Source organism: Cyclobacterium sp. (assembly GCF_014762705.1).
GTDB lineage: Bacteria > Bacteroidota > Bacteroidia > Cytophagales > Cyclobacteriaceae > Cyclobacterium.
Map to the genome: position 1 here is coordinate 18,575 of NZ_JABURL010000051.1, position 19,951 is coordinate 38,525.

14 protein-coding genes are annotated in these 19,951 nt (G+C 44.2%); 2 read left to right on the top strand and 12 right to left on the bottom strand.

Annotated elements, in window-relative coordinates; translation table 11 throughout:
- Positions 1-218: 218 nt before the first annotated feature.
- Both HUJ21_RS10070 and HUJ21_RS10075 read left to right on the top strand, forming a co-directional pair.
- Positions 219-470, top strand: coding sequence for a DUF6364 family protein (locus HUJ21_RS10070; RefSeq protein ID WP_291369341.1), 252 nt, complete (start codon positions 219-221; stop codon positions 468-470).
- Positions 448-882: a PIN domain-containing protein gene (locus HUJ21_RS10075; RefSeq protein ID WP_291369343.1), complete on the top strand. Its 435-nt coding sequence runs from the start codon at positions 448-450 to the stop codon at positions 880-882. Before HUJ21_RS10070 ends, HUJ21_RS10075 begins: the two co-directional genes overlap by 23 nt.
- 78 nt (positions 883-960) lie before the next feature.
- On the opposite strand, the gene HUJ21_RS10080 is transcribed toward HUJ21_RS10075, so the two are convergent.
- From HUJ21_RS10080 to HUJ21_RS10135, 12 genes are all read right to left on the bottom strand, one after another.
- A complete protein-coding gene (locus HUJ21_RS10080) occupies positions 961-3,405 on the bottom strand; it encodes an ABC transporter permease (protein ID WP_291369345.1) in 2,445 nt (814 codons plus the stop codon).
- 146 nt (positions 3,406-3,551) lie between these two features.
- Positions 3,552-5,912, bottom strand: coding sequence for an ABC transporter permease (locus HUJ21_RS10085; RefSeq protein ID WP_291369347.1), 2,361 nt, complete (start codon positions 5,910-5,912; stop codon positions 3,552-3,554).
- Between the two features lie 288 nt (positions 5,913-6,200).
- Positions 6,201-6,842: a TetR/AcrR family transcriptional regulator gene (locus HUJ21_RS10090; protein WP_291369349.1), complete on the bottom strand. Its 642-nt coding sequence runs from the start codon at positions 6,840-6,842 to the stop codon at positions 6,201-6,203.
- A gap of 209 nt (positions 6,843-7,051) precedes the next feature.
- Entirely contained in the window at positions 7,052-9,364 is a 2,313-nt protein-coding gene (locus tag HUJ21_RS10095; RefSeq protein ID WP_291369351.1) for a glycoside hydrolase family 95-like protein, read from the bottom strand.
- A complete protein-coding gene (locus tag HUJ21_RS10100) occupies positions 9,361-10,830 on the bottom strand; it encodes a sulfatase (protein WP_291369353.1) in 1,470 nt (489 codons plus the stop codon). Before HUJ21_RS10100 ends, HUJ21_RS10095 begins: the two co-directional genes overlap by 4 nt.
- Position 10,831: 1 nt before the next feature.
- The gene (locus HUJ21_RS10105) at positions 10,832-12,232 is read right to left on the bottom strand and encodes an alpha-L-fucosidase (protein WP_291369355.1); all 1,401 of its coding nucleotides are present in this window, start codon (positions 12,230-12,232) and stop codon (positions 10,832-10,834) included.
- Positions 12,233-12,448: 216 nt separating this feature from the next.
- Positions 12,449-13,186, bottom strand: a complete 738-nt coding sequence (locus HUJ21_RS10110) for a GDSL-type esterase/lipase family protein (protein WP_291369357.1) — start codon at positions 13,184-13,186, stop codon at positions 12,449-12,451.
- The gene (locus tag HUJ21_RS10115) at positions 13,179-14,567 is read right to left on the bottom strand and encodes an alpha-L-fucosidase (RefSeq protein ID WP_291369359.1); all 1,389 of its coding nucleotides are present in this window, start codon (positions 14,565-14,567) and stop codon (positions 13,179-13,181) included. The genes HUJ21_RS10110 and HUJ21_RS10115 overlap by 8 nt, the downstream gene beginning before the upstream one ends.
- Positions 14,568-14,589: 22 nt before the next feature.
- Positions 14,590-15,612: a family 43 glycosylhydrolase gene (locus tag HUJ21_RS10120; protein WP_291369361.1), complete on the bottom strand. Its 1,023-nt coding sequence runs from the start codon at positions 15,610-15,612 to the stop codon at positions 14,590-14,592.
- A gap of 59 nt (positions 15,613-15,671) precedes the next feature.
- Positions 15,672-17,453 (bottom strand): sialate O-acetylesterase, encoded by a 1,782-nt coding sequence (locus HUJ21_RS10125; RefSeq protein ID WP_291369363.1) that lies wholly within the window; start codon positions 17,451-17,453, stop codon positions 15,672-15,674.
- 156 nt (positions 17,454-17,609) lie between these two features.
- A complete protein-coding gene (locus HUJ21_RS10130) occupies positions 17,610-18,062 on the bottom strand; it encodes a hypothetical protein (RefSeq protein ID WP_291369365.1) in 453 nt (150 codons plus the stop codon).
- A gap of 28 nt (positions 18,063-18,090) precedes the next feature.
- Positions 18,091-19,929, bottom strand: coding sequence for a RagB/SusD family nutrient uptake outer membrane protein (locus HUJ21_RS10135; RefSeq protein WP_291369367.1), 1,839 nt, complete (start codon positions 19,927-19,929; stop codon positions 18,091-18,093).
- Positions 19,930-19,951 lie beyond the last annotated feature (22 nt).

Consider the following 19,951-nt stretch of genomic DNA (forward strand, 5'->3'; position numbering starts at 1 on the left):
ACCTAAATATAATTAATTGAATATTAACATGAAAGATGATGCAAAATAATACGAATTCTTCTTAACCCTCAACCAGTAAGCTGTTACTATCACATTCAGGTTCCCTGATCACTCCACCTGCCCCGAACAAGATTCAATTTTGGAACTTTAAACTCCGGAATTTCAACAGCTACACAAAAATACGTATATTTACATTTACACGTACATATCTATTTACTATGAAAACGAAATTGACTTTAACCGTAAACAAAAGCATCATAGATGCAGCAAAAAGGAGAGCCAAAAGTCGAGGGATTTCCCTTTCCCGGATGTTTGAGGAGATTTTTGAAGAAGAGGGATCCTACGAAATAAAGACTGAGCAACAAAGGGCAGCAGAGCGATTGCTTCAACTGCTTGAAAATTCCGGCAGTATACCAACGAAAGATGATAAAGCATTAATTAAATCGCATGTTAAAAGGAAGTTTGCCTAATGTATTTCTGGATACGGATGTGGCTTTTGATATTATTTCAAAAAGAGTTCCCCATTTCGCAGATGCAGCTAAACTGCTTGAATTGGCAGCTAAAGATCAACTGGCACTTCAAATTGCTGAAAGTAGTGTAGCAAACCTTATTTATCTGTCATATGACATATATAAATTACAGAAAGCGTCTTCAAGACTATTGCATTTTATGGGTGCCTGTAATATAGTTATTGCCGGTAAACCTGTTTTGATGGAAGCTTTGGCATCTCAATTCAAGGACAAAGAAGATGCACTTCAATATTATACGGCACTTCATTCTGGTTCGGATTATTTCATCACCAGAAATACCAAAGACTATATGTTTTCTTCGCCTTCACTTCCTGTATTTCATCCAAGAGATTTTTTGACCCAAATTTATTGATATAAAATTTTTTTGTCTCTCTTCACTCCGTTCGGACTGACTCAACCCTGACTACGTCAGGTTTTCGTCCTAATGTACCTACTCGGTGCGTAAGGACTCAACAGGATTTTTAAGGGCGGCTTTCAGGGTTTGTGAGCTTACGATGAGGACTGCGATCAGCAAGGTAATCACTGCTGCCCCGGCAAATATCCACCAGTCCAATTCAATTCTGTAAGCAAAGTTTTCCAACCAGCGGTTCATGCCATACCAGGCAATTGGACTGGCTATGGCAAATGCGATCAGTACCAATTTCACGAAATCCTTGCTGAAAAGGGTCAGGATACCTGTGACATTCGCCCCCATCACCTTGCGAATACCAATTTCCTTGGTACGTTGCTGTATGGATACGGATATCATTCCAAGCAGCCCCAGGCTGGAAAGCAGAATACTCAGTCCGCCAAATACCAGGCTCAGGGTCAAAGCCTTCCGGTCATCTTTGTACAAGCGGTCAAATTCTTCATCGAGGAAAGTATATCTGAAAGGATGCTCCGGGGTAAATTCCTTCCAAACTTTTTTGGCGTGATCCAGGGCTTGAGGTGCTGCACCTGCATTTACCTTCACCAAATAAGAGGAGGCCCCATATGGATCAAGGGAAAAAACAATGGGATCGATTTGTTCATGAAGACTCTTGTGATGATAGTCTTTGACTATCCCAATTATTCTTCCGGTTTCTTCCGACCCTGTTCGGTATGATATAGTAGAAAATGAAGTACCCACAACAGGTTCCTGAAGCCCAAAAATTTTAACAGCTGTTTCATTAATGATAAGATTGTTGAGGTCTACGGTATTTTCCGCTTCAAACCAGCGACCCGAAACCAGGGTCAGGTTTGCCAATGCAGCATAATCTTCATCCGCCCAGATAATAACGGCATCAGTTGGTTCTGTTGGTTTGGGATAGCCTGACCAGGAAATCTCAACAGGCTGATTCCTTTTGTCATCCAGGATGGAAGTACCATTTACCTGGGAAACAGTCTGGATGGCACTATTTGCCAGCAACCGGGCTTTAATGCTATTGACCCGGCTCCTGTGGCGTTCCTTTGCCTCAACGTCACCAAACCCGAACCCCAAAGGCAAGGGCACATGTAACCTGAATACCTGTTCCTTTTGGTAATGATCGGTTTGCTGCTGAATGAATGTAAATTGATGGTGGACCGTAACGATTCCAATGAGCATTACTATGGTAAAAATAAGTTGGCCGGTTACCAGCCCCTTTCGGAAATGCTGCCGGCTTATCCCTGTCAAAACCTGGTTTTTTAACAAACCTATAGGCTTCAATGTAGCTAGTACCATTGCGGGATAGAGGCTGGTCATGATAAAAACCAATGCAACCACCCCAAAAATTAACAACAATACATGATGGTCCATCAGGTTGAGCACAAGGTTTCTTTCTACAAATGCATTGAATTCAGGAAGCAACAAGGAAACCAGTAACAAGGTAAGCCCTGAAGCCATGGTGATGGAAAGAAAGGTTTCCACCATTGCCTGGATAAATAGGTGCTGTTTAGAGGCACCCACTGTTTTCCGTATCCCGATTTCCTTTATCCGGCTACCAATCCTTGCAATGGACAGGTTGACAAAATTGACACTGGCTACCGCAAGCAGTAAAACGGCAAGAATAGAAAAAACCCAAAGATTGAGGGTGTTTCCATGGGGAATGATTTGATCCAGAAGCCCTTTTTCAAAATGTAAATCTTTCAGTGCCACCAATTTTGTTCGCCTGGGAGAATCTGCCATCCATGGTGGCCTATTACTGGCTATGATTTCCGCTATTTTTTTCTCCGCTTCCTCAAGTGATGCGCCCGGGTGTAACTTTAAAATCAAAATTTGTGAAAATATGCCCCATGATGCTGTGTTTTCAATACCCCCCTTGGTTTCTTTATAAATGGAATTTGAAACAAGGACGTCCTGCTGGAAAGAGGAATTGGCGGGAATGTCCTCGATAATTGCAGCAATGGTATAGGGTATAGAATCGATGTATAGGGTTTGTTGTAAGGGGGGCAGGTCTCCAAAATATTGGGCGGATTTGGACCTGGTAAGGATAACCGTACGGGGATGATTGAAAAAATAATCCAGGCTTCCCTGGTAGACCTTATAGTCGAACATGTCTATCCAGTCCCTGCCAACGATCAGCCCATTCGACTCTTTAAAGGATTGCCCATTAATTTCTATAACTTTTCTGCTCAGGTCGGTGCCCGCAGTTGTTATTTGTTCTATTTCAGGAATAGTTTGCTGAATGGCCTCGTAAATAGGGTAAGATGAAAAGCCATTAAATGTGTATTCCGACTTGATGGTGTCAATATCTGCCCGCAAATATATACGGTCGGTATCGGGATGATAAGTATCAAAGCGCAGCTCATTTTGGCTCCAGAGAAGAATCAGTACAGCAGCGGCCATGGCTGCAGACAGCCCTCCTATATGGATGAGAGAACTTATTTTGGTTTGCCAGAGGTAGCGAAAGGCGATTTTAAAGTAGTTTTCTAACATGCTAATAGTAGTTATGATTGTTGACTAACTCAGGCATTAATTTTCAGTTGCACCCATCTCTCCATTATCCATCACCATATCTCCAACTCACCCGATCTCTGATCTCTCATTCTCCAATCCTAAATCAGAACTCATAAATCATCCAACTACTCACTTTTCAGCGTCTCAGCTGGATTGGCCAGTCCTGCTTTGATCGCCTGGGCGCTTACTGTCAATAAGGCAATCAAAAGTGTCAAGCCACCGGTCCATAAAAACAAGGACCAATCAATGGTAGTCCTGTAAGCAAATGTCTCCAGCCAGTCGCTCATAAAATACCAGGTAAGCGGGATGCCTATGATCACGGAGATTAGCACCAGTTTGGTGAATTCAGAAGAGATCAACGCCACCACACTGCCAATTGATGCACCCATTACTTTCCTAACAGAGATTTCCTTTTTTCGCCGGTCTGCTATATAGGTTGCCAATCCAAAAAGCCCCATACAGGATATTATCCCGGCCAGGCCTGTAAACAAGGATGTCAGCCTGGCGGTACGCTCCTGGGATATGAATTTGCGGGCATGCTCCTGATCTACAAATCGGTATTCAAAAGGGGAATCGGGATTGAATTTATTGAAAATGGTCTCTACACTGGCAAGCGAATTCAAATAATCAGCTGCTTCTTCAAAACGAATATGGATGAAATTCAGGTCGCGTTTGGGCCCCATTACCATGATCGGAGATACTTCATCAAAGGGAGATTCCACAATAAAATCCTTTACTACGCCCACAATGGTAAAGAAATAGGCATCATCCTTGACCACCTGACCTATGGGGTCCTCAAACCCCATCACCTCAACCGCTTTTTCATTGACGATTGCCGAAAGGCTATCACTGGCATAGGAATAAATATCAATATCCCTTCCCGCGATCAATTCCATTCCGGCTGTTTTCACCAGGTTTGCATCTGTTCCCATGCGACTGATATTTGGCTTGTATTCCGGGTCTTTGCCTTGCCATTCCATTCCATCTGTGTCGCTGTAAATATTGGTTAAGGGAGAAAAGGTATAGCTGACCTCGGCTACCTCCGGAAGGGCCAGCAATTCAAGACGAAGTGCCGCTTTATTCTTTCTTATACTTTGGGTTACCGGATGAAAAATCAGATTCTCCTTATCCAATCCCAAATCTCTGTTCTGGACAAACCTCATCTGATCCTGCACAATCCACACACAGGATATCAGGGTGACCACAACGGCAAACTGAAAAACTACCAAAACCTCGCGAGCATTCCATCCAAAGTTACTCCTTGTTTTCATTTGGGATTTAAAAACTGCTGTGGGATGGTAAGCACTTAACAAAAATGCCGGATAGCTACCTGCCAGTACCCCTGTCACGAAAATATAAAAGGCAGAAATCCCCCAAAAGTAGGGTTGGGTAAATGGGTTGGGCAATTCCTGGCCCACCAAACCCTTAAACCAGGGAAAAGAAAGGGATACAATGGTGATGGCCAGCAAATAAGCGGTGAATGCAATGAATACAGATTCGGCAAGAAATTGGCCAATTAACATGCCTTTGCCTGCACCGGAGATCTTCCGGATCCCCACTTCTTTGGACCGTTGGTCACTTTGGGCGGTACTCAGATTCACAAAGTTAATCGCTGCAAGTACCAATACAATGATGGAGACGATGCCAAACATCCGGATCATTTCGATTTTTCCCCCTACAGACTTTCCATTTTCGAATTTGGAATAAAGGTGAAGATCACGAATAGGAAAAAGAAAATCAGAAATGTCTTCCAGGTCGGAGTTGCTGGCAGTGAAGTCCGCAAACTTCTGATTGAATGAAGCGGGATCAGCATGCTCATTTAATAAGGCAAAGGTCCGGTAGGAATTATTGCCCCAATAATCATCTGCCCAGCCCATGGCTTCCAGCTTCTTGAAAGGTAAAAAAACAGTAAATGGGAAATCGGTATTTTCCGGCAAATCCCTGATTACAGCTTTTACTTCAAAATCCAGTTGCTTGGCTACCGAGACTCTTTGGCCTAAAGCTGTATCCTCCCCAAAGAGCTTTCTGGCCACCGAGGCTGTCAAAACGATATTTCCCGGTTCGGCCAAAGCAGCGACCGGATCTCCTTCAAGTGTTTCGAAACTAAATATTTTAAAAAAACCGGGATCAGTAAATGTGGCTTCTTCGTAAAAATTATTTTCACCCACAGTTAAGAGTTGCTGGTCCCATTCTGTGATCCTGGCTACTTCTTCCACCTCGGGAAACTGCGCTTTCATGGCTGGGGCATAGGGAGCTGGTGTATAGTCCCAGGTTGATACCTGGCCTTGCATGGTTGCATTTCTCCAGACAGCATATATCCGATTGGAATTTTCATGAAAGCGGTCGACAGACATCTCAAACTGCACCCAGATAAGTATGAGAATAGAAGCGGCCATGCCGATCCCCAGTCCGGCAATGTTTATAAATGCATATCGCTTACTTCTGCTGATGTTTCTCCAGGCGATTTTAAAATAATTTTTCCACATGATGCCTAATGTTAATGCTTTAGTCCCCTAAATAAAACTCCATTTCAGGTCAATTTACGGTTTTATTTCAGAGCTAACTTGTTCCACTTCCATGCCAGTCCAAAACCCTGCATTTTTGCTGAAAATGTAATGTTGCCATTCATTCACGAAAGTAATTCGAACAAAAATGTGCGCAAGCGGACAAGAATTCCTGACTCTTTCCGGAAAGCACCAATCATCACCGCTGTTTTTCGGGATTTTTGATCATTCAATAAATCTGAAGAAGGTTTATAAGAATGTTTCTTTGCACTACACCTTTGAACCATCCACCAGCTCCTGGTATAAAAGTTGTCCTTTTTCCGTCATATAAGGAAAAAGCAATTTCCAGATATTGTCCGACATGCCGCTGCTGTTTTTTTTAGATTTGGCATTGGAAAGCAATTCCTCCTGTGAAAGCCAGAAGGTAATAATGATCCTGATGGACAAAAGCAGTTGTTCGATGTGATCTTCCGTGCTTTTGATAAAATAGCCATCTTCAATAGCCCGTTTAAACAGGTCTGACATTTGTTGTTTCCGGATCCTTAGGGTGTTTTTCAGGAGTCGGTTGATTTTTGGGTAGGAACGGGAAATTTCCAATACATCCAGGTTAAAAAACCGGAATTTATATTGAAAGGATTCCAAATGAAGCAGCAGCCGGTGGATTTGATCAAAACTCCCTGTAGCAGGATCAGCGGCCTTGTAGGAATCGGACATTTCGGCCCTCATTTGCTTGTATATGGCCAGCAAAAGTACTTCCTTGTTTTTAAAATGGTAGTCAAGGTTGCCATAACTTATACCCATCTCTTTGGCAATATGCCTGCTGGTAATGCTTTGAACCCCATCTTTATTGAAAAGGTCTACGGCAGTATCCATGATTCGCTGCTTGGTATTTGTTTTGCTCTTTTTTGTCATTTTAACTGCTAAACCGGTGTAGGGTTAACCTTGAGGACAAAAGTAAAAAAACTCAAGTACTTACACTAAATTTTACGGTTCTTACTTTCCCGCATAAGGATAAAAGTAGCTCCTTCACCTGAAGGAGCAATATTTTTATTTTCAATCTGAAGGGTGCAAAGGACCCTTTTTCCTTCCAGAACCCTTTACACCTTTGCTTCCTTTTGGCATTATTTTAATTTCAAGCTGATTTCCGTTCCGGCAAGCATGGATATGAGCAGGGTGTTTTCTTCCCACTGAATATCCGCATTGCCCTGAACTTCAATAGCTTTATCTGGAAAGGGGTTGATCAATGGTATAACTCCCCCTGCTTCCGAGTAAATGATGACTTCTTCAACTTTTCCTTCAATTCTTTCTGCAGAAACCAGAAACGCTCCTTCAGTCCGGAGTTTTTCAAACCTTACCGATTTCCAATCCTCCGGAATTGCAGGAAAAAGCTTGACAAATCCAGCATGGCTCTGAATCAACATTTCCTGTATGCCTGCTGCAAAGGCAAAGTTGCCCTCCAGTGTAAAAGGACGGTAGGTGAAATTCGACTTGCCGGTTCCTGATTGGTCTCCGTTGACATGGAAACTGTTGGGCAATACAAAGGAGGAGGCAAAATCTCTCAATGCCTTTGCTGCACCGTTACCATCATAAGCCCTTGCTTTTAAATTGCCCAGCCAGGCAAAGGAATAGCCGGTCCAGTAGGAGGAGCCCAATTCGTCTAACCTGTCAATGGTATTGTCGATGATTTCACGGTCTTTTTCCTCATTGGACGGATCTATCAGGCTAAGGGGATGAATCGCCATGATCTGGGAAAAGTGCCTGTGTGACTCTTTTAAAGGTTCGCCGGGAGCCACCATTAGTCCAGTCTCGTCAATGGCATAATCCGGCCATTCGGCCAATATGGTATTCCATTCTTCCGCCTCATCCGGATTGTCAAGTTCCAAAGCGAGTTCGCTTGCTGTGGTATAGGTCCAACGGACAAGGGCCAGATCATAATTGGTCATTTGATCAAACCATGCCCGTGCTTCATTATTATGGATTTCCGGACTGGAAGACAAGGGAAGTTTTCTTTTTCCATCTTTATCCATTACAGAAAGATCCCTTAAAAAAATGGCGACTTCTCTGATCCATGGATAGGCCTCGTTTTTTAGAAATTCCCGGTCCATGGAATACCGCCAATGCAGGTAATAATGATGTCCCAGCCAGGCGCTTACCGTAGGTCCAAAAGCATATTGTATCCAGCCCCCCATGGGGTCGCCTTCCAGGGTGGTTACCCCGGGTACATTTAGCCCATTGCTGTCAAAATATTCTCTGGTGTATTTTTTAAAGGTGGGTTTGTGTTGATTGAGCCAGTCCAAAAATCCTTTTTCAAGGCTCAGGTGGTTGCCCTTATAGGTAGGCCAATAGCTCAATTGGGTATTGAGGTCATGGTGGAAATCACCTTTCCAGGGAGGTAATTTACCATTGTCCGCAGTCCAGACGCTTTGAAGCGAAATGGGTGGTGCCCCTTGTCTGGCGGCAGCCCCCAGTTTATACATGTCCATGTAATACTGCTGCTGCAAAAGTGAATCGGGAAGTGTTATAGAGGACTGCTGCCAGTAAGAATCCCACCAGGCCACATGACTCTCCTGATAATTCTCCATGCCCTTGTTAAAAGCCTTTTCGGTAACCTTTTCGGCCAATTTGGATGGCTCCTGACCTTTCTTTCCGGAGCTAATACTCCAGCTACCCTCCAGTTGGTTTCCATTTTCTTCCCATCTCGTATTCACCTGGAAACGGAACCCATCCCATCCTTCCTGTTCATAGGTAATGGTATTTTCTTCTTCGGAAAGCGTTCCAGCGGGATAGCCCAACCTTCGCAGGTCTTGTCCACTGACCGGGTCCAGGGCTTCTGATGGTCCGGCTCCTACGTAAGGAGGGGGCACCATTTCTGGTAACAGGTCAACTTTGAGGTTTTCAAAACGATACCAACCAACCGGTTCGGTGGCATGTACAAAGGTCTTCAATAGGGTGCCGTTTTTCCATCGGATTTCACTGCTCGCTTTTTGAAGATCCAGTTTGACGGATGCTATTTCACCCAATTGGGAAATATCAAATTCAAGTGCAGCTCCCGGGATTTTTGAAGGTCCGGCAAGGGTGTCATACGGAAGGTCATATTGTCTCTGTACTGCCCCATATTGCTTGTCTTCCCATTGTTTTTTCACCCAGTTGAAATCATGGTTTTCAAAGTCCAGGTTTTTCATTTCTCTCTGATCCCAAAGATCTGCCCTGTCAAGTGAAAACCTCAGCTTCCCTTCCTTTTGCCAGATGAGTGCGCCCAGCATAGCATTGCCCAGTGGAATGCCCTCATCCCAGCTCTGGGCCAGATTGGGGAAACTGAGCTCCATGTAATAGGGCAATGGCTGTTTTTTTTCCTTGCCGGTACAAGATGCTGTTGCAAACAAACAAAGAAGGGTGAATGCCAGGATATTGCCAGATAGTTCTCTTATTTTCATTTTTTTTCGGGTTGATAAGATGGATTGGGATAGGGCAATTGTACCCCCATTTCCCCCAGCCAATTTTGCAATTTTTTATTTAATCGGGCTCTTTTCTTCGGGAGTTGCTCAGCCATGTCAGCATTTTCCTCCCTATCCCTTTTTATATGATACAATTCGTTGCTATTGCACTCAAAATTATGGATTAGTTTATAATCCCCCACCCGGATAGCTGCAGCAGGTCTTCCGCCAAGCCCGCCACTGTAATGGGGAAAATACCAAAATAAGGGCTTTTCCGCCATCGATTTCCCTCCTAAAAGAGGTTTCAGGCTAATCCCATCGCTGTGTTGTTCAGGTAAAAGGGACAGGCCTGCCATTTCAAGCAGTGTGGGAAATAGATCGGTTCCGGTTACAGGTTCATTGCTCTTGCTACCTGGCTTAATGTTGCCAGGCCATCGGAAAATCAGGGGAACACCAAGGCCTCCTTCATGCAGATAGCCCTTTCCTGTCCTTAAGGGTGCATTGGACGTTGGTATTTGGTCCATGATATTGCTGGTGGCCATGCCTCCGTTATCGGAAGTAAAGATAACCAGAGTATTGCGGTCAAGCCCGGATAGGGAAAGGGCCTGCATCAGCCTTCCGATATTTTCGTCCAGGCTTTCTACCATGGCTGCATAAGAGGGATTATCCTGCTGCTTTTTGATATAGGTTTCATCTTGCTGCTCATATCCTTCCCCCTTGTATTGCATGGCATTGCGCTTTTCCCTGTATTTTTCTACTTTTTCCGGTTTTCCCTCCAGTGGCAAATGAACCGTATAATAAGAAAGGAAGGCAAAAAACGGTTGCTCCCTTTTTTGTGTAATAAACGTTATGGTTTCATCCGTTAGCCGATCCGTCAGGTACTCTCCTTCCGGTCCATCAGGTAATTGGGGGTTATTATAGGGTGAAAAATAACCACCAGCAGGATGTCCGGTATGGTTTCCTCCCTTATTGATATCAAAACCATGATTTTCCGGATAATGCATCTTTTTCTCGCCCAAATGCCATTTTCCGGCAAAAAAGGTGGCATATCCATTTGATTTAAAGGCCTCGGCTAAGGTAGTTTCTTTGGGATCGAGAAATAGCTTGAAGGGATGCGCTGCGAGTTTTTGGTCCGGATGGGGCCCATAATGCCGGTTTCCGGGGATATAGTCGGTAAGTTTTAATCTGGCAGGGTACTTTCCCGTCATGATGGCTGCCCTGGAGGGAGAACAAATGGGGCTGGCGGCATAGGCTTGGGTGAATACCATACCTTCATTGGCAAGTTTGTCAATATGTGGCGTTTCATAAAAACGGCTCCCGGTGTAGCCCAGATCATGATAACCCAAATCATCCACCAGAATAAAAAGAATGTTTGTTGGCTCATCTCCTGCAGGTGCAGCCTGTGAGTGGCCAACAGATGGGAACAGTACCAATAGAAATGCGTACCGGAGCAAGTGTTTAACCATATTACTGTGGAGGATCAATTTTGTAGACTGACAAGGATTTTAGCCGGGGCTCACCTTTGGATGACCTGGCCACAAACCGAATTTTATCCGTATGTACCGGATCTATTGTTACGATGTGCTTATGGCCAATGGAAGAGCCCCTATAAACCTCAGCCCACTTACCATTTATTTCGGCCTCCAGTATAAATTCGCGTACCAGTTCGCCTTTCGATATGTCTTCTTGCAATACAATATGGTCAATCGCTTGCGATTTTTCCAGGTTAAGGGAAATGTTTTTTCCCCTACCTGAAATCCGGGCCAGGGGACTGGAAAATCGCCGTTCGATTTCATCTCCAAATTCTTTTAGGCGTTTTACATCAGGCTCCGGCATCAAGCCATCCGCATTGGGCGTCACCCCCAGGATCAATGTTGAATTGTGACCTACTGAGTTATAATACATTTTCACCAGGTTTTCAAGCGGATAAATAATATGCTCACGATTTGGCTCCCAAAACCAATCGTGGCCGCCATGTCCTCGTAATGGGGCATCGCTCATGGCAGGCATGTAAAAGCTGCCGTTGGGGTCTCCGGTTTTTAAAAGCTCAAAATTATTGGCTCCAATTTCCTTTTTGGCACTTTCACCGGCACCAATTGCCGGGTAGGGAAAAGTCCCCCAGCTAGGATAGGGTACTGTTCCGGTTTCACTTCCACCCCAGCGAATATCCGCCCGTTGGAGGTTGTGATAAAAAATACTGTTGGGTTGATGTTGTTCAAAAATGGATAATACATCCGGGCCCCCTTGTTCGGGTCCGTGTGCCCCCCCGTCAAACCAGACAATTGCCCAATCACCGTAATTGGTAAATATTTCAGTAACGATTTTTTCAATCATTCCATTATAGTGCTCCTGTCTGTTGCGTCCAAATTCATTTTCGCCCTGGACCTTAAAGTCATAAACGCCATAATAAGCGTTCCAGCGTGTGCCGATATATACTCCAGGGAGTATATCGTATTTTTCACAAGCTGCTTTGAAATCCCGAAGGATGTCTCCTTCTCCATCCTGCCATTTCAAGGCTTTCATGGAATAGGGAGTAGCGTTGCTTTGGTGAAAGAAGAAGCCGGTCTCATGGCTTACGGTAAAAATGGCGATTTTGAATCCGGCATCTTTTAAGGACCTGATCCACTGGTCCATATCATACTTTTGTGGATTGAATGTGTTATAATCTTCTACCGGGGTAATTCTTGCTTTTGGCTGCACATAAAATTCACCATCAAATACATGCATGTCCCAGCAAACCAATGCAGTCAGTTCAGCCTGCTGCCATTGCAATTGTGCGGGACTTGGAACCGGTACCTGTTGTTGTGCGCCTGCCTGTAAGCAAAACACAAAAAATAAACTTAAAGAGAGTATCACTCGATTACGCATTGTTTTCTTTTTTTATATATAATTGCAATCATTTCCTGGTAACATGAGTTGGGCCTAATTTACTCTTAAAACCTTCATCGGTAGGCTTAAAAGGGTTTTGTGCGGTGGAACCCCTGGTAATCTCCGGTAAATCGGGACTGCCTCACCATAGCTTCTACAGTATATTGTTTGTTTGGTGATTTAACCGGTTTGAGATGTACTTGACCTGAAATCACCTTAGAAATTAATTTCATTTCCTAATTTCTGGAATACCAGTTCGGCAATGGCTTTGTACCCCTCCTTATTTGGGTGCACCCCATCACTTTCTGTAAACAGTTCCGGTCGGTGATCCAACGGCGCATTCAGGTCGATAAAATGGACGTTTTTCTCGGCTGCAACGCTTTTTGTCATGCCAATCAGTTCCTGAAGCCTGGGCTTTCGGGTAGTTAGTCCGGCTATGCGTTCACTATCGAGGCCGGGAGTTTCCAGCACCATTGGTGATGGAGCGCACAGGTAAATTTGTGGCCTGGAGGATAATTTTGATAATTCATCAACAAGATCACGATAATCGCTTTCGAATTCATCCTTGTATTCCCAGCACTTTCGGTCCCCGCAGGTGCCCATGCCGCAGGTATCGTTGGTGCCAAGACTGATGATAATTATGTCGGGGTTTGCCGCCTTTATTTTTGGTAATTCGTTCCAAACGGTGGGGATCCCTTTTCTGATAAGGGTACAGCCACCCACCCCAAAATTTTCTACAGCATATTTCTCGCCCAGTAATGCTTGCAATTGGGCAGGATAGGAGTATTGGTCCGGATCATCCAGTCGGGCACCGAAGGTAATGCTATCTCCGACACAGGCAATTTTAATTTTTTTATTTGTAAATCCACCCAAAGCAAAAAACAGGATCAATGCGAGACCGCAAAGGTAAAAGGATGTGATACATGTCTCATTCCGATTCATAGGGTTATTCATTTATGTGAAATATTTTAAAATTCCGGATCGAGGACTCCCCTTTTGATTCAAGGATTTTGAGCCTTACTGCGTCCACTTCCATTTCATCAAAATTGTGGATAAACTTGTGCCCGATAACTGAACCCTCAAAAATGGTTTGCCAACCATTTTTAGTTTTACCCTCTAAGACAAATTCCCTGACTCTTTCGCCCTGGGCAATGTCTTCCTGCAAAACGATGTGGTTGATGGGGGTCCTTTTTTTTAATTTAAGGGTCAGTTTTTTGCCGCTTCCTGAAGTTTCTGCCAGAGGCGTGCTAAATCTTCTTTTTATTTCATCTCCCCAATCCTTCAAACGTTGTACATCTGCCTGGGGCAACAAGCCCCTGGCATCCGGTGTTAATCCCATAATCAAGGAGGTATTGTGTCCTACACTCCTGTAGTACATGTCCATAAGGTTTTCAAGTGGATAGATATGTAGCTCATCATCCGGCTCCCAAAACCACTCGTGCCCTCCATTGTATCCACGCAAAGGAGCATCACTCATGGCGGGCATGTAATGTTTGCCGTCTGGGTCCCCCTCCTTAAGTAGTTGGAAATTATTTTTAAGAACCACTTCCTGATTGGCAGCATGCGAGAAAGGGAAGGGAAACGTACCCCAACTGGGGTAGGGGACCGTACCGCTTTCACTTCCTCCCCAGCGGATATCTGCGCGTTGGGTATTGTGGTAGAATATACCATTAGGTTGGTTCTTTTCAAAAATGGACAGCACGTCCGGTCCTCCCTTTTCAGGGCCATGTGCTCCTCCATCAAACCAAATAATGGCCAGGTCACCATAACGGGAGGTCAATTCTTCTACCATTCCCTCACACATTTTATTGTAATAGGCCTGTCTGTTTTTTGCAAATTCGTTATCCCCATTCACTTTGAAATCATGTACTCCAAAAAAGGAATTCCAACGGATCCCGATGTAAATGCCAGGGGCAATACCGTATTTGCGACAGGAATTTACAAAGTCGCGTACAATATCTCCTTTGCCTTCTCTCCACTTTACTGCTTTCAATGAATAGGGATTGACATCGCTTTGGTAGAGCGCAAAGCCTGTTTCATGGGTGGCCGTTAAGATGGCCATCTTAAAGCCGGCATCTTTGGCAGCTTTGACCCACTGGTCAGTATCCAGGTTAACGGGATTAAAGATGTTGTAATCAGGAATAGGGGTAATCCTGTTTTTTGCCTGGTTGTAGGGCTTCCCGTCAAAGACATGTAGATCATAATGGAAAACGGCCACGAGTTCAGCATTTTGCCAGTCTAGCTGGGCTTGGGTCGGAATGGGGACTTCGGCCTGTCCCCAACTTTTTAATCCATAGATTAAAAAGCAGATTACCATTATCGATCTCAATTTCATAAATCTTTTTATTTGCATTTTTTTATTTTGAGGTTAATTCGAATCGTACCAGGTAACATTCGTGTTTGTTTGGAATCATGGATATACCCCATTTTAATCCTTCTCCTACAACCACAGGATCGGTTATATCAGGCCGAAAACCTCCCGGGGCAACCGCACGTTCTTTTACCTTTGCATTAAGTTTGTTTGACATAAAATCAATTCCATCAGGGGCATATTCAAATGTTTCCGATAAGGAAGCAAAGGCACCAACACCGGTACCCTGAGGCCAGATGAATACTTCATGGCTCCTTTCGAGTATTTCTTTTCCGAATTTGGTGTATGGCCCTTCCGGATATTTAGCATAGGCCACGCCCATACAGGTGTGCGCCGGCCCGCCCTGTCCGCCAAGTAAGGATCGGCCTTTGTAATACATCCAGTACAAACCATTTCGGTATAGCAAGGAGGCATCATCCACCCGGTAACTATCAAATTTTTCAGGCTCCACGCTTACTTTCAGAATGGGTTCCTCGTTTATTCGCTTGAAAGGTCCGGTGGGAGAGTCAGCTACCGCCACACCGATCGCTGTAATGTCACTGATATTGTTGTTCTCAAACTCGCCATTGGGGTTTCCCGGTGTTGGCTTTACCCCGGTATAATACAGGTAGTATTTACCATCTGCGAAAAATATGTTTGGCGTAAAAACGGCTTGTGAATCCCATTTTCCATTTTCTCCTACGTCCAACATTTGACCTACCTCTGTCCAGGTAAATCCCTCATCCTCAGATTTGGCGCACCAAACGCTTGCTCCCCAGTATCCAGCTCCCCAATATTCCGGCTGGGCATCAGGTATTTTGGTGTAATACACATAATACGTCTGGTCTACTTTCATCACATCGCTGGGATCTCTGCGAGTCACCCCCTTTTCGTAGCCGATGCCGGCGACATCTTTAAACGTAAATTCAATGTTGTTGAGATAGTCGGCTGCATCCTGGGCAATAATTGAATTGGACCAAAATAGCAATGGCAGTAGCAGGTATTTGTAGCTGTAACAAATATTTTTCATTGTTAATTATTTTTTCTTCGAATTCCTGAATCAATACGCTTAAAGATATTCTAAATCATCTATTGGTCCTCCCTGTATTTAAAAATATAACTAACGGGTGCCTCTCCGCCAAACCAGTTGTATCCTGAGGCGACATACAGGTAGCAGGGCTTTCCTTCTTTCATCAATAATTGGGGGCGTTCAAATTTGATGATGTCACCAGCATAATGGTTGATCGCATTGGCCAGTTTTTCGCTGCCCAGGTAGGCTTCGACGGGATAGAAACCTTGCGCTCTTTTTTCGAATTTTATTCCATCTTTGGATTGCCAGAGTATGCCTCCACCTTTTTCTATAAGTCCATGATTGTCTGTCGTAAGTAGACAAAACAGATTGTCCATCATAAAAGCATACCCATCCTCAATGGCCTGGTCGTTATTTGTAACCGGAAAAGGCATTTGTACATAAGGTCCTGTTAAATTTTCTGAAACAGCCATCCCCATCCTGGCTTTTTCAGACTTGAAATAGAGGTAAAATCCTCCGTTCGGGTGCTGCAGAAGGGCTGGGTTGTTGACACCATTGCTAGCATTATGGTTCCAATAATCGGGGTCTGCGGGAACGTCCAGCAATAATCCATCCCCGTTCACTTTTTTCCAGGGACCATATGGGGTATCTGATAGTGCCATCCCTATCTTTTGATTGGAAGGATGTGGAGGCTGTTTGTAATTGTCATTTGCAATGTACAAAAGGACATATTGACCGTTTATTTTGTGGATTGTCGGGTTATGCATCCCATACCTGTCCCAGGTATCACTGCCGCTCCCTTTCAGTGCTATATCCGAAAAAACAAACGGACCCTCCGGATTTTCACCCACATAATGGGCAATCTCACTGTGGGAACGCCAACCCGGATCCACCCTGCTTCCAGGCCAGCGTGCGGCAAACAGGTGTGTTTTTCCATCATCTCCCTTGACTGGAGAGGTGCCCCATACCGCATATCCCGGTTCAGCTACAGCCTGGCCTACATATTGCCAATGAGCTGCAAAAGATGTTCTGACCAGATCATTCTTACTGCTGCTTACTGCAATCGTGTATGCCCTGTAGATTCGATGGCCATGTGTGACAAGTCCGGTAGGTGTCAGATGAGTAACATCCGCTTTTGGCAGGCCATGCATGGTCGTATAGATAATATTTGTATCCCTTTGAGCAATTTTTTGCTGGGCTTCAAGAACAATTGGCCGCTCCGCCACAAAATAGTGTTGTTCATCTACTCCCAAAATAACCTTAAGGGCATCGTTTTTCACAACTTCAGACCGCAAATGGGCGATCAGTTGGCTTAAATTTTTTTCATAATTCTTGGCTGCTTCATCATCTCCGGCATCCGTTTCACCCTGTATCCAAATAAAGCCCCTGATGTTAACCTGATGCCCACTCTTCTCCAGATTTTCGACGGCTTTTTTTAAATCTGCGACCATGGCATCATAAATGCCCCCTTCTCCTGGTGATTTCCAATCCCTTTTCAGCCCGGTTCCACCCCGGGTATATTTGAAAATGGCAGGATGGTAGCCGGCTTTTTTCAATTCCCTGGCAAAGCTCACTTCCGGGCCAAAATGGCCGGAAGGAAACCTCCCTTTTTGGGCTTGCATGGGTATCCAATCACCATTCGAACTTTCTTTGCCAGATACAGTGTAGTTTAATAAAATGTCATTATCCAATGCTTCCTCATCTTTTGGGTATTCCGTTGCATCACCCATATATCCCTGCGCATTGGATTGTCCGGCCCAGATAAAAAGATCAACGGTTTCCTGGGCAGCAAGCCAGGAGGGAAGCAGTAAAAAAAACAGTGCTATTTTAAGGGTATTCATAGGTTATCTTTAGGGCAATTAAATCTGTGGATTTTGTGTAGTTGTATATTTTTCTATTCGGCAATAATTTGAATGCCAAGCATAAATCAAGCAGCCAAGATACACTTGACTGCTTGAATTGTTTTTTATTTGAGTACTTATTTTAAATTTCAGGACTTATTGTCCTTCCACAATCCTGATCACCCAATCGTGTGTTGTTCCATCGGCTGAAACAAGCTTGTAAATAAATTCTCTATCGGATAAATCGGTAATAATACCAGCAACCGGCGAAAGCCCAACAGGTTCTACCCGCATGCTTTGATGGTTAATAATGATCCCTGCCCTGCTAAGATCAGCAGCCGCTGGTACGGTAACTGTTGCAGTGAAATTTTCATCTTCAATCACCGCATTTCCGGTTGAAATAATGAGTCTTCTGCGCGCCGGTGTCAACTCTTCATTCTCATAATATTCCTGAAGCTCATGCTCATCTGCTTGTAAGGTAAATATATTTACATTGGTGATAAAGGCAGTGTCTCCCCACTGTCCTTCATCAAAGTCAATCCTGGGTTCGCAGGCAGATAGTGCCCCTGCAATTACCAGGATATATAGGATTAAAATATTCTTTTTCATATCATTCATTTTTTGAAAGTCAATTAATTTAGAACCATCCGGGATTTTGTGTCAATTCATATCCCGCATCGCTATATACTTCAATTTCATTTCTAGGAATAGGGGATAAATAGACCCGGCCCGGTTCAATGAAGAAGCCCTCTCCAGAAGATCTAAAATCTGGATTTCGGAAAAATGGATTAATGTGCCCATCACTGAAGATATCAAAATCTTCGCCCATCGTCAAGGCCCAAATACCCGTATTGCCAGGATTAACACCGTCTGCTTCTAGCCTGGATGGATCATTATAATAATCAACAAATTCCTGATAATGAGCACCCTTAGGTTTCCAATCATTGATTACCTCATGAAAGACGGCCCACCTTTTCAAGTCATTTTGCCGATGTCCTTCAAAAGCAAGTTCTACTAACCGTTCTCTCCGAATCTCATTTACAATATTTGGCTCGGAAGGCTCAAAGCCATTTTCTGCCGAATAAGTAACAGGCCAGGAATTAATGTCAGCCAATGACATGGGAGCCATACCTACCCTCTCACGAAGTAGATTCACTGTTTTGTCCAGATCTCCTTGATTGATCGTACCCAATATGGCTTTTGCTTCTGCCAGCGCCAATAATCCTTCTGCATAACGTATCAATACCTCATCGGTTGAGCCATTTCGCCATTCATTGTTATCTAAAATAGCTCCTTTCCACCTGCGAAGTCCCGTTGAGGTATAGTTTGCCGAGAACACATTGTTGAGCTGCGGATACCTTAAAGGCAGCGGAGTCGGTGTTGATCCATAACCTTCAATTTGCTGGTGAGGTCCTCTGTCAGGAGTCCAGATAGACTGTCTGAAGCGCGGATCCAGGTTCTCACCCAGATTATTCAAACTTGCATAATCTAAGGGCAAGGCAGATAGTTCTTGCGGAATCCCCTCTTTATCCAGGTAACTGCCAACCAGTTTCCAGGTTAACGCCTGCGCATTATCTACTACCAAATCGTAGAAATTATGTCCCACTATTTCATTCACATCGTAGATGCGATATAGAAATACGCCGGCAGATGAAGCCGCATCCTGTTGGGAAAACAGTTGATTATAAGCCTCATTAAAGGGGCCTCCATTGGTAAACAAATTGGTGCCTTGATGGTCAATCAATTCCTGTATGGTAGGTTCAACCATTTGTAAAAATTCACTTCCATCCCTGCCTTCGACCGCAAATGGGGTGTTTTTCGATCCATGGTAACGCTCCCAGCTGCCTTCGAATAAAGCCGTCCGTGCTTTCATCACGAGGGCAGCTTCTTTTGTTACCCGTCCCGGAGTTGCGAAAGTGGAATTTTTCCAGCCCATGTTTGCAATAGCAGAGTCCAGGTCCTGAATGATAAATTTAGCCACATCATACCGGGAATCTCTTGCTTTGTACAATCTTTCACTATCCGTATCCAGTACTTCTGTGTAAATGGGAACATCTCCATACCGCTCCAACATGTTCAAATAGACCCAGGCCCTGAAGAAGAATGCTTCTCCCGTATATTGGTTTGCTTCGGCACTTGCATCAACACGTCTGGCGTTATTTATCAAATAATTAATTTGTCTTATCCAATTAAAATTGCCATTCCAGCTACCATCTGTTGCAGGTGCCTGGCCTGAAGCCCCTCTTTGGAACAAAAAGCCGGAAGGACCGGTGCCCACCTGAATGTCGGTATTGGCATCTAAGAAATTGTTCTGGGCTCCATTGCCCTGTCCCTGAAAATGGTATCTCGGTAAAAGTCTGTAAAAGCCATTTGCCATTACCTTTAAATCATTTGGGGAGGTAAAGTAGGTGGCATCAGTCATTGCATCTAAGGGATATCTTTCCAGAAAATCCTCTACGCAGCTATAAAATGACATTGTAAATAGGATTAGCAATGTC

Excerpts from the sequence above, each read along its gene's own strand:
- HUJ21_RS10070 (WP_291369341.1), top strand. The coding sequence starts at position 219 with ATGAAAACGAAATTGACTTTAACCGTAAACAAAAGCATCATAGATGCA.
- HUJ21_RS10075 (WP_291369343.1), top strand. The coding sequence starts at position 448 with ATGTTAAAAGGAAGTTTGCCTAATGTATTTCTGGATACGGATGTGGCT.
- HUJ21_RS10080 (WP_291369345.1), bottom strand. The coding sequence starts at position 3,405 with ATGTTAGAAAACTACTTTAAAATCGCCTTTCGCTACCTCTGGCAAACC.
- HUJ21_RS10085 (WP_291369347.1), bottom strand. The coding sequence starts at position 5,912 with ATGTGGAAAAATTATTTTAAAATCGCCTGGAGAAACATCAGCAGAAGT.
- HUJ21_RS10090 (WP_291369349.1), bottom strand. The coding sequence starts at position 6,842 with ATGACAAAAAAGAGCAAAACAAATACCAAGCAGCGAATCATGGATACT.
- HUJ21_RS10095 (WP_291369351.1), bottom strand. The coding sequence starts at position 9,364 with ATGAAAATAAGAGAACTATCTGGCAATATCCTGGCATTCACCCTTCTT.
- HUJ21_RS10100 (WP_291369353.1), bottom strand. The coding sequence starts at position 10,830 with ATGGTTAAACACTTGCTCCGGTACGCATTTCTATTGGTACTGTTCCCA.
- HUJ21_RS10105 (WP_291369355.1), bottom strand. The coding sequence starts at position 12,232 with ATGCGTAATCGAGTGATACTCTCTTTAAGTTTATTTTTTGTGTTTTGC.
- HUJ21_RS10110 (WP_291369357.1), bottom strand. The coding sequence starts at position 13,186 with ATGAATAACCCTATGAATCGGAATGAGACATGTATCACATCCTTTTAC.
- HUJ21_RS10115 (WP_291369359.1), bottom strand. The coding sequence starts at position 14,567 with ATGAAATTGAGATCGATAATGGTAATCTGCTTTTTAATCTATGGATTA.
- HUJ21_RS10120 (WP_291369361.1), bottom strand. The coding sequence starts at position 15,612 with ATGAAAAATATTTGTTACAGCTACAAATACCTGCTACTGCCATTGCTA.
- HUJ21_RS10125 (WP_291369363.1), bottom strand. The coding sequence starts at position 17,453 with ATGAATACCCTTAAAATAGCACTGTTTTTTTTACTGCTTCCCTCCTGG.
- HUJ21_RS10130 (WP_291369365.1), bottom strand. The coding sequence starts at position 18,062 with ATGAAAAAGAATATTTTAATCCTATATATCCTGGTAATTGCAGGGGCA.
- HUJ21_RS10135 (WP_291369367.1), bottom strand. The coding sequence starts at position 19,929 with ATGTCATTTTATAGCTGCGTAGAGGATTTTCTGGAAAGATATCCCTTA.